The organism is Bradyrhizobium sp. CB82, assembly GCF_029714405.1.
GTDB lineage: Bacteria > Pseudomonadota > Alphaproteobacteria > Rhizobiales > Xanthobacteraceae > Bradyrhizobium.
Map to the genome: position 1 here is coordinate 2,975,864 of NZ_CP121650.1, position 12,344 is coordinate 2,988,207.

At 63.2% G+C, this 12,344-nt stretch carries 10 protein-coding genes; 7 read left to right on the forward strand and 3 right to left on the reverse strand.

Annotation, left to right across the window (positions count from 1 at the left end; all coding sequences use genetic code 11):
• Positions 1–2: 2 nt before the first annotated feature.
• Complete coding sequence (locus QA640_RS14300; RefSeq protein ID WP_283041279.1) at positions 3–1,544, reverse strand: bifunctional aminoglycoside phosphotransferase/ATP-binding protein; 1,542 nt, start codon at positions 1,542–1,544, stop codon at positions 3–5.
• A gap of 12 nt (positions 1,545–1,556) precedes the next feature.
• Positions 1,557–2,540, reverse strand: a complete 984-nt coding sequence (locus QA640_RS14305) for a zinc-dependent alcohol dehydrogenase family protein (RefSeq protein WP_283041280.1) — start codon at positions 2,538–2,540, stop codon at positions 1,557–1,559.
• A gap of 175 nt (positions 2,541–2,715) precedes the next feature.
• On the opposite strand from QA640_RS14305, the gene QA640_RS14310 reads away from it, so the two are divergent.
• The 7 genes from QA640_RS14310 to QA640_RS14340 all read left to right on the forward strand — a co-directional run bounded on the left by QA640_RS14310 (position 2,716) and on the right by QA640_RS14340 (position 11,245).
• A complete protein-coding gene (locus QA640_RS14310) occupies positions 2,716–3,558 on the forward strand; it encodes a universal stress protein (protein ID WP_283041281.1) in 843 nt (280 codons plus the stop codon).
• A gap of 138 nt (positions 3,559–3,696) precedes the next feature.
• Positions 3,697–6,390, forward strand: a complete 2,694-nt coding sequence (locus QA640_RS14315; RefSeq protein WP_283041282.1) for a bifunctional acetate--CoA ligase family protein/GNAT family N-acetyltransferase — start codon at positions 3,697–3,699, stop codon at positions 6,388–6,390.
• Positions 6,391–6,512: 122 nt separating this feature from the next.
• Positions 6,513–7,649, forward strand: coding sequence for an MlaE family lipid ABC transporter permease subunit (locus tag QA640_RS14320; protein WP_283041283.1), 1,137 nt, complete (start codon positions 6,513–6,515; stop codon positions 7,647–7,649).
• Between the two features lie 2 nt (positions 7,650–7,651).
• Positions 7,652–8,431 carry an ABC transporter ATP-binding protein gene (locus tag QA640_RS14325; RefSeq protein WP_283041284.1) on the forward strand — a complete coding sequence of 260 codons (780 nt, stop codon included), beginning with the start codon at positions 7,652–7,654 and terminating at the stop codon, positions 8,429–8,431.
• Positions 8,432–8,434: 3 nt separating this feature from the next.
• The gene (locus QA640_RS14330; protein ID WP_283041285.1) at positions 8,435–9,538 is read left to right on the forward strand and encodes an MlaD family protein; all 1,104 of its coding nucleotides are present in this window, start codon (positions 8,435–8,437) and stop codon (positions 9,536–9,538) included.
• 215 nt (positions 9,539–9,753) lie between these two features.
• A complete protein-coding gene (locus QA640_RS14335) occupies positions 9,754–10,416 on the forward strand; it encodes an AAA family ATPase (protein ID WP_283041286.1) in 663 nt (220 codons plus the stop codon).
• Positions 10,417–10,444: 28 nt separating this feature from the next.
• Positions 10,445–11,245, forward strand: a complete 801-nt coding sequence (locus QA640_RS14340; protein ID WP_283041287.1) for a hypothetical protein — start codon at positions 10,445–10,447, stop codon at positions 11,243–11,245.
• Positions 11,246–11,547: 302 nt separating this feature from the next.
• Here QA640_RS14340 and QA640_RS14345 read toward each other — a convergent pair whose 3' ends face one another.
• Entirely contained in the window at positions 11,548–12,051 is a 504-nt protein-coding gene (locus QA640_RS14345; protein WP_283041288.1) for a cupin domain-containing protein, read from the reverse strand.
• Positions 12,052–12,344 lie beyond the last annotated feature (293 nt).

The window sequence follows — 12,344 nt, forward strand, 5'->3', positions numbered from 1 at the left end:
GACTACCTGTCTCCCGCGATTCCCGCTAGGCACCGTTCCAGCGTCTCCCCGGGCGTTCCCGACGCGTCGACGACCGTCCAGTCCAGATCTCCGATATTATAGCGCTCCTGAAGCTCGGCAACCTCTCGCGTTGCATCCGACGCGTCGTCCCGCCGGCTGCCGATGCGTGCCTGGCGCGTCGCCAGGTCCGCAACCAGGAAGAACCCGTTCAGAGGGACGTCGCAAGCCCGCGCCAATGCGGCCACCTCGTTCCGCTCGGACTGCTGCGCAAAGACCGCATCGACGATGACCGAATGTCCCTGCGCCAGAACGCGCCGCGCACGCTCGGCCAGCGCATCATAGACCCGCGCGGTAACGTCGGGCTGATAGGCGGATTGCGGCAACCGGTCTGTATCCCGGACCCGACAAAGCTGTTTTCGGACGACGTCGCTGCGCAGCACAACGGCTCCCGGCTGTGGCGGAACGCGCGGCGCGAGCATGCGCGCGAGCAACGACTTTCCGGTCCCCGAAAGGCCGCCGACCGTAATCAAGCGGGGAGCCGGAGGATTGATCAGCGCCTGTGCCAGCCGAAAATAGCGGCGCGCATCATCGATGATCCCGGTCGCATCGGCGTGAGGCCGCGCCAGCTTTGCGAGCAATACCTGGGCGCGGATCGCTGCGCGGATGGACATGAACAGAGGAAGCGCGCCAAGCGCGTCGTCGTTTTCGGTCTCAGTCGCGGCGAGGTAGCGATTGAGTACAACATTTGCTGCGGATTGCTGCTCGTAATGCAGCAGGTCCATCAGCGTGAAACCAAGGTCATAGAGAACGTCGATCGAAGCCATCTCCGGATCGAACTCGATGGCGTCGAACAGAGTTGGCTGGTTGTCGATCAGCACAATGTTTCCCAGATGCAGATCGCCGTGGCAACGCCGCACAAAACCGCGGCCTCCGCGATCCCTTAGCAACCGCCGGACGCGCAGGAATGCGTCGTGCGAAGCCCGCGCCAACTCGTCGATCTCGGCCGTCGAGACATGGCCGCCGCGCCGCAGACCCTCGCTATTTCCGTCGATCAGCACAGGAATCGTGCCAATCCAGCGAGGTGCCTCGACGCGCTCTGCGATCGCGTGCGAGGCCGAGATCGCGTCGGCGATACCTGTGGCGAGATCGGCGTCGAATGGGCCCGCTTTTGCCAAGTGGTCCAGCGTCCGGTTTTCGTCGAAGCGGGTCATTTCCACGGCGAATTCGATCGCCTGACCGTCTCCTCCAATCATCAGCGAGCCATCGCGATGCTCGGTGATCGCCACCACGCGCCGGTAGATTTGCGGCGCTAAGGGCTGGTTGATCCGCATCTCCTCTTCGCAGGCCGCCTTTCTCTTCTCCAGCGTCGAATAGTCGAGGAAGGGAAAGCGCACGGCCCGCTTGATCTTCAACGCGCGATTGCCGTCGAGAAAAACCGAGGCCGCATGCGTATCGATCCGCGTGACGCCGGGATGCGTCGTCGGATCGGTCAGGAATGCGAAAATCCGCTCCTGGGTCGAAGTGTCTGGCTGAGAGGACGTCATGTGCCGATATCGTCAAGGCCGCAGCACGGCCGCTCCAATAATCTGTCCACTCCGTAGCCTGTCCAGAACCTCGTTGGCCTCGTTCAGCGCAAACACGGTCGTCTCGGTCCGGACGCCCGCCTGAGGCGCAATTTTCAGAAAATCCAATCCATCCTGGCGGGTGAGGTTGGCAACGGAGAGCAGCTGCCGTTCTTCCCAGAGCAAATTGTACGGAAAGCTCGGAATGTCGCTCATGTGAATGCCGGCGCAAACCACGCGACCACCTTTGCGGACCGCGCGCAAGGCCGCCGGAACGAGCTCGCCGGCAGGTGCGTAGATGATCGCGGCATCGAGCGGCGCATCGGGCAGCTCGTCCGAAGCCCCAGCCCAGACGGCGCCGAGATCGCGTGCAAAATCCTGTGCCGCGATGTCGCCGCGACGGGTAAAGGCGTAGACCGATCGGCCCTGCCAAGCCGCGACCTGGGCGACGATGTGGCCGGCAGCTCCAAAGCCATAGATCCCGAGCCGCTCCGCGAGGCCCGCCATCACCAGCGAACGCCAGCCGATCAGGCCGGCGCATAGCAGCGGCGCGATCGCGACGTCGTCGCCGTCCTCGCCAAGCGGAAATGCGTAGCGTGCATCGGCAATGGCATGCGTCGCATAGCCGCCATCGCGGGTGCAGCCCGTGAACAATGGATGATCGCAGAGATTTTCCATGCCCTCGCGACAGAACCGGCAGGTCCCGCAGGTATAGCCGAGCCAGGGGATGCCGACGCGATCACCTGGCCGATGGGTCGTCACGTCGGGCCCAACGAGGTCGACGCGGCCCACGATCTCATGGCCGGGGACGATCGGATAGCGGATGTCGGGCAACTCGCCGTCAACCACATGAAGGTCGGTACGGCAGACGCCGCAGGCGCTGACCTTCACCCGGATCTGGCCGTCGCCGGGGATCGGGTCGAACCGCTCATCCATTCGCAGCCGCGCTCGCGGGCCGGGCAGCACCATCGCGCGCATCAATCTCTCCGCAGCGCATCGCAGCAATCACCTCGATCCTAAGGTGGGAACACGGCAAGTCCTTGACGTCCATCAAATCTTGTCGTGGTTTGCCGGCCGGCGTCCCCTTGGCCTTGACAAGGATCAAGGGGCGGGCGGGGAGGCGGTCTATTTTAACCGACAGAGGAGAATCCCGATGCCCATCAAGGACGTCTTTCTGCCGCTTGTTGGCGAGCCGAGTGAGCCGGCACTGGCCGCGATCGAGACATGCGTGGCGGCTGCCGCCGATCTCGGTGCGAAGATCACCGCGTTTGCCGTTGAGGAGGATATTCTCGTCCGACCCAAAGTGGTGATCTCGTCGGACCTGGACAACGCGGCGGAGGCTCATGCCGTACGCAGTGTGACGGGGGTACAGGACCTGTTGAATGCATTCAGGACGGCGGCATCCCGCTTGAACGCTCGGGCTGACAGCCAGTTGCACAAATTGAAGGCAGAGGCGATTGCGTCGGCGATGGCGGAGCGAGCGCGTTACAGCGATCTCACGCTGGTCCCGGTCAAGGCCAACGATAGCCGTGCGGAACACCTGATCGAGCAGTTGATTTTCGAATCCGGCCGGCCTCTTTTGCTCTGTCCCGAAGCACACGCCGACAAGCTGCCGGTTGAATTCGAGAACGTCATGATCGCATGGGACCGTTCTGCGCGCGCGGCGCGGGCAGTGGGCGATGCATTGCCGATCCTCCAGGCGGCGGCTTCGGTTCGGATCGTCACCGTAGCGGACGAAAAGACCGATGACGTCATGACGTCCGGGACCGGCCTCGTCGACCATCTCAGGGAGCACGGGGTTCCTGCATCCTTTGAAGTCGTCCGGATCGACGGCAGCTCGATCGGCAAGGTGCTCGGGAGCTTTGCACGTGCGCACGCCATCGATGCGATCGTCATGGGGGCCTACCAGCATTCCCGCCTGAACGAGATCGTCTGGGGCGGCGTGACCAAGACCGTCATCGGCGATCCACCCTGTTGGGTTATCATGTCGCACTAAAGCATGATCCGGACCCGAAGGGCCGCGTTAGCGCAAAGTGTGAAGCGGTTTTCCTTCGCGACCGCGCTTTAGCTGCTTCAGCCATCAGTCATGGCCGGGTTCCAAGCAGTGGCCTGGCGCCGAGTGAATGATTACGACATGTCGACCTATCATCTGAAGAATTTGCTGTCGCCCCGATCGGTGGCGATCGTCGGAGCCAGCCCGCGCCATGTCTCGGTCGGTCGTGCGGTTCTGGAAAACATCCGCAAATCGCGCTTCGAGGGCGAGCTGGGGCTGGTGAACTCGCGTTATGCCGAGATCGCGGGTATCCCCGCCGTGGACAGTCTCGACAAGCTGCCATTCGTGCCGGAACTGGTTGCCGTCACCACGCCGGCGAGCGAGGTCCCCGGCATCATCGAGCAGGCCGGCCGCCGCGGTTCGGCGGGTGCGCTGATCGTGACGGCCGGCCTCGGGCATGGTCCGGGATCCCTCGAGGAAGCGGCCCTCGTCGCGGCGCAGCGATACAGCATGCGGCTGATCGGCCCCAATTGCCTGGGGATCATGATGCCCGGCGTGAGCCTGAATGCGAGCTTCTCTGCTCACATGCCCGGCGCGGGCAGCCTGGCGCTGATTTCGCAGTCCGGCGCGATCGCTGCCGGCATGGTGGATTGGGCGGCACAGCGCGGCGTCGGCTTCTCCGGCATCGTCTCGATCGGCGACCAGCTCGACGTGGATATCGCCGATCTCCTCGATTACTTCGCGCTTGACCACAAGACGCGCGCGATCCTGCTCTATATCGAGGCCATCAAGGACGCACGGAAATTCATGTCGGCGGCGCGCGCCGCGGCGCGGGTGAAGCCGGTGGTCGTCGTGAAATCCGGCCGCATGGCGCAAGGGGCGCGCGCGGCCGCGACGCATACCGGCGCGCTGGCCGGCACTGACGCCGTTTACGACGCGGCGTTCCGCCGGGCCGGCATCTTGCGAGTGTCTGATCTGCGCGAGCTGTTCGACTGCGCGGAGACGCTCGGGCGCGTCGAATCGCCGAGCGGAAAGCGGCTTGCCATTCTCACCAATGGCGGCGGTATCGGCGTCCTTGCAGTCGACCGCCTGGTCGAACTCGGCGGCATTCCCGCTCCCATGACGACTGAGACGCGGCAAAACCTCGACGCGGTGCTGCCGCCGACCTGGTCGGGCGCAAACCCCGTCGATATCGTCGGCGATGCCGACCCTTCGCGCTACGCGGCCGCGCTCGAGGTGCTGCTCGCCGATCCCGGCAACGACGCGGTGTTGGTTCTCAATGTCCAGACCGCGATCGCGTCCGCTTCCGAAATCGCGACCACGGTCACCGAGCTTGTCAGGAAATACCGCGAGCAGCATCGCAGCTGGGCCAAGCCGGTGCTCGCCGCCTGGGTCGGGGCCGATCAGACAATCGTCGACACGCTCTCAAGTGCCGGCATCCCCAACTACCCGACAGAAGACGACGCGGTGCGCGGCTTCATGCACCTGGTGCGGCATCGCGAGCTGGTCGAGGAAATCACGCAGGTGCCGCCGGCGATGCCCGACACGTTCGCACCCGACGTTGAGGCCGCCGGACAAATCGTGAGGGCCGCCATCGCGGACGGCCGCAAATGGCTCGAGCCGGTCGAGATCAAGCGGCTGCTCGAGGCCTACGACATCACCATGGTGCCAACCTATGCGGCTGCCGACGTCGATCAGGCGGTCGCCTATGCCAGGGAGATGTTCGCGCAAGGCGCCACCGTCGTGCTCAAGATCCTGTCGCGCGACATCGTGCACAAGTCCGACGTTGGCGGCGTCGTCCTCAACCTGACCACGCCCGACGCCGTGCGCGCGGCCGCCGCGGACATTCTGGCCCGGGCGAGGAAGCTGCGACCCGAGGCGCGCATTTCCGGCGTCATCGTGCAGGCCATGGTCGTGAAGGCGAAGGCGCGCGAGATCATCCTGGGCCTTGCCGACGATCCGACCTTCGGTACGGTCGTCGTCTTCGGGCGGGGCGGCACCGCGGTCGAGATCATTAATGACAAGGCTCTGGCGCTGCCTCCGCTCGACCTGCAACTCGCGCGTGACCTGATCGAACTCACCCGCGTCTCGCGCCTGCTGCGCGCCTATCGGGACGTGCCGGCGGTCAAGCAGGATGCGGTCGCCATGGTGCTGGTCAAGCTTGCACAGATGTCCGCTGACATTCCCGAGATCCGCGAATTGGACATCAATCCGCTGCTTGCCGATGAGACCGGCGTGACGGCGGTCGATGCGCGCGTCGCCGTCGGGCCGCCGCAGCGAAGATTTGCAGGCACGGGGCCCGGCAATTTCGCTGTCCGCGCCTATCCGTCGCAGTGGGAGCGTCACCTCGAGCTCAAGGACGGCTGGCGCATCTTCGTGCGGCCGATGCGTCCCGAGGACGAGCCGACCATTCACGAGTTCCTGAGACACGTGACGCCGCACGACCTCCGCCTGCGCTTCTTCGCGCCGATGAAGGAGTTCACGCATCAGTTCATCGCTCGCCTGACCCAGCTCGACTACGCGCGCGCGATGGCCTTCATCGCTTTCGACGAGGCGACCGGCGAGATGGTCGGCGTGGTCCGAATCCATTCGGACTCGATCTACGAGACCGGCGAGTACGCTATCCTGTTGCGATCCGACCTGAAGGGCAGGGGACTTGGATGGGTCCTGATGCAGCTGATCATCGAATATGCGAGGTCGGAAGGACTGAAGGTCATATCGGGCGATGTGCTGCAGGAGAACATCGTCATGCTCGACATGTGCCGCCAGCTCGGCTTCGAGGTGAAGCCGGACCCGGTCGAGCCTGATATTTGCGACGTACGGCTGAAACTTTGACCGGCAAGCGCACACCGTCGTTGCGCGCGGGTCGGGTTTGAGCCAGGTCAAGCCGAGGGTTACGCGAGCGCCTAGAACCTTCCTCATGATTTGGGACCGGTTGTCCCGATGAGGATACGGCTTTGAACTCTGACCCCCTGTTGGCGGCGACGCCGTCCGGTGATGTGCTCGAATTGCGCCCAGCGGGGCCGTGGACCGCTGCCAACGTGGCGAAACTCGAAGCGCTATCACAGTCGGTCAAGATAGATATTGACCGGTCAAAGATCGTTCGACTGGACATGGCAGGCGTGAGCGAGCTCGACACGCTCGGCGCATGGTTGCTGGAGAAACTGTCCCGTCGGATGTCGCCAAGCGACCGGCCGGCTCAGTTCGTCGGCCTCGCTGACAACCTTAGCGGCCTGATGGAGGAGGTTCACCAGGTCAACCGGCACAATCCTGCGCCAATGCCTGCACCCAACCCCGCTTTGCTTCGGTTGAGCGATCTCGGCAAGGCGACGGTCGGCGCGCGGGAAGACATCGCGATCTTCCTGCAGATGCTGGGTGCGCTGTTCGTGGCCTTGATCGGCGTCGTGCGCCGGCCGCGATCGTTGCGGCTGACCTCGCTTGTCTACCAGCTCTACCGCATCGGCTGGCAAGCCATCCCGATCATCGTGCTCATCACCTTCCTGATCGGCGCGATCATCGCGCAGCAGGGCTTTTTTCATTTCCGCAGGTTCGGTGCCGAGTCATATACCGTCGACATGGTCGGCATTCTGGTGCTGCGCGAGCTCGGCGTCCTGATCGTCGCCATCATGGTCGCCGGACGATCGGGCAGCGCCTATACCGCCGAACTCGGCTCGATGAAGATGCGAGAGGAGATCGATGCGCTATCGACCATGGGGCTCGATCCGGTCGACGTGCTGATCCTGCCGCGCGTGATGGCGCTCGTCATCGCGCTTCCGATCCTGGCCTTCATCGGATCGATCGCCGCCCTCTATGGCGGCGGCCTGGTCGCGCAGTTCTACGGCGACATGGGGCCGGCGATCTATCTCGCGCGGCTGCACGAGGCGATCTCGGTCATCCATTTCAAGGTCGGCATCCTCAAGGCGCCGTTCATGGCGCTGGTGATCGGCATCGTTGCCTGCAGCGAGGGATTACGCGTGAAGGGCAGCGCGGAGTCGCTGGGAAAGCAGACGACGACGTCGGTGGTGAAGTCGATCTTCCTCGTCATCGTGCTCGACGGCCTGTTTGCGATCTTCTTTGCCTCGATCGGAATGTGACGATGGTGGATAGGTCACAAGCGCTCGCGATCCGCGTCCGCGATCTCGTGGTCGGCTTCGGTCGCCAGATCGTGCTCGATCAACTGTCGCTCGATGTGCGCCGGGGTGAGATCCTCGGGCTGGTCGGCGCATCCGGTGGCGGCAAGTCGGTACTCATGCGCACCATCATCGGCCTGATCCCGCGCCGGAGCGGTGAGATCGACGTGATGGGATTGCCGATCGGCGCGACGCACGATCGCAGCACTCAGGTCGTCGCGACCAGATGGGGCATCTTGTTTCAGCAGGGTGCGCTCTTCTCATCGCTGACCGTGCGGCAGAACATCCAGTTTCCGCTTCGCGAAAATCTCGTGCTGTCGCAGGAATTGATGGACGAGATCGCGACCGCAAAGCTCGAGATGGTCGGGTTGCGGCCGCAGGACGGGGACAAATATCCGGCGGAACTATCCGGCGGCATGACGAAGCGCGTCGCGCTGGCGCGCGCGCTGGCACTCGATCCACCGATCCTGTTCCTCGACGAGCCGACCTCTGGCCTCGACCCGATCGCGGCTGGCGACTTCGATGCGTTGATCAAGACCTTGCAGAAGACGCTGGGGCTCACCGTGTTCATGGTCACCCACGATCTCGCCAGTCTTACGACCGTCTGCGATCGCGTCGCGGCGCTCGCGGATGGAAAGATCGTGGCCATCGGGCCGATGCGCGAGCTGCTTCAATCCGAGCATCCCTGGGTGCGAGCCTATTTCCACGGCAAGCGGTCCCAGATGCTGCAACCCCAGATGAGATGAGACATGGAAACGCGCGCTCCCTACGTCCTGATCGGCGCCTTCGTGATGGCTGCGATTCTCGCGGTCTTCGGTTTCATCTATTGGTTGAACAACACCGGCGGCATCGGGCCGCGCACCAGCTACCACGTGCAGTTCCAGGGTCCAGTGCCGGGGCTTCTGGTCGGCGCCGGCGTGCTGTTCAACGGCATCCGCGTTGGTGAGGTCACGGCGCTCGCACTGGCGCCGGACAATCCGCGCTTCGTCAACGCGACGATCTCGGTGGCATCGGCGACCCCGGTGCGTCCCGACACCAAGGTCGGGCTCGATTTCCAGGGCCTGACTGGCGTGCCCGTGGTGGCGCTGGAAGGCGGCATGATCGTCGCAAAACCGGGCGAGACGCCGGTGCTCGTCGCCGATGCCGGGGCCGGACAGAGCATGACTCAGGCGGCCCGCGATGCGTTGCGGCGCGTCGACTCGGTGTTGGAGGAAAATTCCGGTCCGTTGAAGGACACGATCGCCAATTTCAAGACCTTCTCGGAGGGGCTTGCGCGCAACACCGGCAAGCTCGACGGCATCGTCGGTGGGCTGGAGAGGATGACGGGCGGCGGCACGCCGACGCAGAAGATCACCTTCGATCTTCGCGCGCCGAAGAATCTCGGAGCCATCGGCAAGACCCTGTCGGAGCCGCTGGCGATCCCGGAACCGACCGCGGTCGCGATGTTGCAGACACAGCGGATGCTGTTTTCACCGGTCAAGGACTATCCCGGCTTTGCCGAGTTCCTGTGGGCCGACAGCATTCCAAAGCTGCTGCAGGCGAGGCTGATCGACAGTTTCGAGAACTATGACGTCGCGCACGCCCCGCTGCGCGCGAGCGATGTCGGGCAGGCGGACCATCAGCTCCTGATCGACGTCAGGCGCTTCCGGATCTCGACCGACGGCGATCCGGTCGCCGAGATCGGTCTCTCGGCGAGGATCGTCGACAAGAACGGCAAGGTGATCGCCTCACGCCTTCTCGAAGCGAGCGAGAAGCTCGACAAGATCGAGCCGGCGGCCGCGGTCGAGGCCTTCAACGCCGCCTTCGCGCGAATCGCCAAGGAGCTGATCGGCTGGACCGTGCAATCGGTCTAGGGCCGCGTACTCATAGACGTCATGTCTGGACCGGCCGGCGTTGGCCGACGTATAGCGCGGTATGTCGTTAGTGGCTGGGCCTTGATTTGGTTGTGAGTTCCATGCTCGCACTTGATGCGATTCACGAAGGGGAGTGGTAGGTCACCGATTGGTAGGCGCAATTTTTTCGACGACACGTGCGTTTCATGTAGTTGTTTATCGGGGATGCGCAGGAGATGTACGTCCTTGCTCTGGTCACCCAAAAAGGCGGAAGCGGCAAGAGCACGCTGGCCGTCGGACTTGCAGTCGCGGCAATGGAGAACGGGGAGCGCGTCGCATTTGTCGAGGCTGATCCACAGGGCACGATATCAAAATGGAGGGAGCGGCGCGGCAATCCCTTTCCGCGGGTCGTTCGGGTCGCCGATCCTGCCGATATAGAAAGGGCGCTGGTCCGCCTCGAAGCTGAGGGGATCTGGCTTGCGATCATCGATACTGCCGCCACGAACAATGCGCTGGCCGCGCACGCCATCACGAAGGCCGATCTTTGCCTGATCCCGACGCGTCCGAGTCCCGCCGACATCGAAGCTGCAATACCGACGCTGGTTGCTATTCGTAGGTTCAATCGCCGATTTGCGTTCGTCCTCAATCAGACGCCGCCGCGGGGCTGCCGTTTGAGCGAAGCCGCAACTTCGCTCAATTCGCTCGGCGTGCTAGCGCTTCCTTACGTCGGACAGCGCAACGACCACCAGGACGCGCTGGGGACGGGATTGGGCGTGACCGAGTTTGCACAAGAGGGAAGAGCCTCGGAGGAAATTCGTGAGCTGTGGCGCTGGGTCTTGAAAAAGCTTGTCGAGGGGTCGTTAGATCATGAGCCACACGCAAAAAAGGCGGCGTGCTAGCCAAACGCGCTGTGCGCGACGCTCGCTCGTGGAGCTTACCGCGGCGGCGAGCCGAGCCGTTGACGGTGGCCTGTTTGTGTTGTCCAGCGGGATTGCTGCTTCCAATCCGCGATCGGAGCACACAGGCGAGAAGACGTCTGATCAAACAACCCTTGCAAGGCAAGCGATGGCTCCGAGTCCCGTTGCGGTGCTTGAATCTCGGAACGCGGCGGCGCCGCGCAAGGAAGAACTCCTGGATTCCGACACTACCACCGAGATGGTGGTGAAGATTGCCGAGGACTATCAAAACCGAGCCTTTGAAAACATCAAAGCCAGCCTGAATGCGGCGTCGGACCATGCACCGCAACCGCGATACATGCGGCGGCTCACTGACGAGGCGGTCAGATTGCTGGACGATCTTCGGAGCGGCAAGGTGGAGAATCAGGCGAACTTCATCCTGAGCGAATGCTTCAGAGAAGCCGCCAGCGCGTTCTCTATGATCAATCAGCAGCTCAAGCGCGATGGCTATGCGGCGAGCATTGATCCATCAATCTTCATCTGGCTTGCCAATATCACCGAACCAGAGACGCGCGACACCGGGAGCATGCGGCTTGAGATCGTACCCAACCACCGAGGTCGTCCGAGCACGTACGCGCGCCAGGTCGCTCAATTCATCTGGCACCTTGAGGGGCTGGGCTGCCGGCGACAGGCCGCATATCGGGGGGCGCTCACGAAGTTCACCGTAAGCGCGAGTTTCGCCGAGAAGGCCTATGCCTTTTGGGAGCCGATCTTCAAACGGGCGGGACCGCACGTGAAGATGCTGACCCCCATTTCAGATCCAGAAATGTAAAGCTAAGCAGCGCGGGCATTTGGCATCCGATCTGACTGAGGCCGAAGCGCCGGCGAGGGCCGCCCGGCAACTTCGTCGGAGCTTTGGACGAAGAGGGCATGAAAAGGCGCGAGTTCATCACGCACTCAGGAGGCGCGGCGTATGCACCTGCTCTTGAAGGACCCCGACGTGCATCGTCGGGGCCTTTTACTTGCCGCGTACTCATTGCCTGTCGGATATCGCCTCCTTGGACGCGAAGCTGAGATAGAATCTGGCGATCCGGCCGCATCCGAGCTTCACGATGTTTGCTTCTCACTCACCCGCTATTTCGCGGCCTGTTTGCTCGGGTCATCGGCCGGGTTGACGTAGGTGATAGCGAACGGCCCGGGTCCGGCGATCTGTACCACGGTCTCTTCCGTGGTCCAGGCATAGTGATTCATGCCTGCTGGCATCTCGCCAAAAGCCCCGGCCTTGAGGGACTGCCCCTTGTCCATGTCGAGCTTGTCGCCGAGACCGACTCGGAAGACACCTGAGATCACCGTCACGAACTCGTCGGTGGGATGGTTATGGGCCGGGACTTTGTAGTTGGCCGGCATCTTGAGCCGGATCGTGAACAGCCCCTCCTTGCTGGGATCACCGGCGACGACGGCGAGCTGCGCGCCGGGCGGGATGTTCGGTGGCGCGGGACCCCACGTGATGTCTTCCACGTTGACCGGAGGCTTCATTTGCATCTCGGCGGCCTGCGGTGCCGCCTTCGGCAGGATTTGTGCTGCTGCTAGGACAGCAAGGCCAGAAGCAACAGCAAATGGTGCGATTGATCGCTTCATTTCCTTTCTCCTTCTTCTCACTTCACTCGCCACAAGCTGGGGACATACCCTCCCTCGCAAGCCCTCAGATACGATGGCTTATTTCTGATCAACGGCCTCGACGCCGATGATCGGAAATCGGCATACTTGCCTTTCAGTCTAGCGGCCATCTTACTCTGCCGGTCCTTCACGGTCACGCTATAACCGTGGGGCCGCTGCAAGCTGGTAAAACCGATAGGCTCGCTGTGTCGAGAGATACGCCAGCGAAGCTGTTCTGGTCGCTGACCATGGGACCAGCGCGAGCCATCACTTTC

What these genes read in the sequence shown, in the direction of transcription:
- QA640_RS14345 (WP_283041288.1), bottom strand. Translation starts at nt 12,051, where the DNA reads ATGAAGCGATCAATCGCACCATTTGCTGTTGCTTCTGGCCTTGCTGTC.
- QA640_RS14325 (WP_283041284.1), top strand. Translation starts at nt 7,652, where the DNA reads ATGGTGGATAGGTCACAAGCGCTCGCGATCCGCGTCCGCGATCTCGTG.
- QA640_RS14300 (WP_283041279.1), bottom strand. Translation starts at nt 1,544, where the DNA reads ATGACGTCCTCTCAGCCAGACACTTCGACCCAGGAGCGGATTTTCGCA.
- QA640_RS14310 (WP_283041281.1), top strand. Translation starts at nt 2,716, where the DNA reads ATGCCCATCAAGGACGTCTTTCTGCCGCTTGTTGGCGAGCCGAGTGAG.
- QA640_RS14335 (WP_283041286.1), top strand. Translation starts at nt 9,754, where the DNA reads ATGTACGTCCTTGCTCTGGTCACCCAAAAAGGCGGAAGCGGCAAGAGC.
- QA640_RS14315 (WP_283041282.1), top strand. Translation starts at nt 3,697, where the DNA reads ATGTCGACCTATCATCTGAAGAATTTGCTGTCGCCCCGATCGGTGGCG.
- QA640_RS14330 (WP_283041285.1), top strand. Translation starts at nt 8,435, where the DNA reads ATGGAAACGCGCGCTCCCTACGTCCTGATCGGCGCCTTCGTGATGGCT.
- QA640_RS14305 (WP_283041280.1), bottom strand. Translation starts at nt 2,540, where the DNA reads ATGCGCGCGATGGTGCTGCCCGGCCCGCGAGCGCGGCTGCGAATGGAT.